Origin of the sequence: Xenorhabdus innexi (assembly GCF_002632485.1) — a bacterium.
GTDB lineage: Bacteria > Pseudomonadota > Gammaproteobacteria > Enterobacterales > Enterobacteriaceae > Xenorhabdus > Xenorhabdus innexi.
Genome location: NZ_NIBU01000269.1, coordinates 1 through 433, shown reverse-complemented (window position 1 = coordinate 433; position 433 = coordinate 1). Strand labels below are relative to the sequence as shown.

Below are 433 nucleotides of genomic sequence, written 5' to 3'. Positions count from 1 at the left end.
GGCACAGGATCGGCTGGAAGAGGATTTTACCCGGCTGGCGAAAAATGCCGTGGGGGACAACACCGAATCGCTGCGTGTCCGGCAGGATGTGCAGGAAGTCAAAGCCTTGCTGGGGCGACGGCATAAACTGTACCGCAGTGCACTCACCTTTTTGGTCTGTGGCCGGGATCTGCCTGATTTGAATCATCGGGTGCACCAGTTATCGTCTACCCTGTTGACCGCAGGCTTGCAGCCTGTCCGGCCGGAATTCAGTGTCTCCCCGCTGAATGCCTATTTACGGGCGCTGCCGATGTGCTTTAACCCGCAGCAGGATAAAAAACACTGGCACAGCCGCCTGACCTGGGTGCAGCATCTGGCCGGATTACTGCCGGTGACCGGGCGCTCAACCGGCACCGGGCATCCGGGGTTCAGTTTCTTTAACCGGGGCGGGGCA

Annotated in this window: 1 protein-coding gene; it reads left to right on the top strand. The window is 59.6% G+C overall.

The window, feature by feature from the left end; genetic code table 11:
* Window positions 1-433, top strand: a 433-nt coding sequence (locus tag Xinn_RS21540) for a TraC family protein (RefSeq protein ID WP_479688279.1), incomplete at both ends; no start/stop codon positions are given.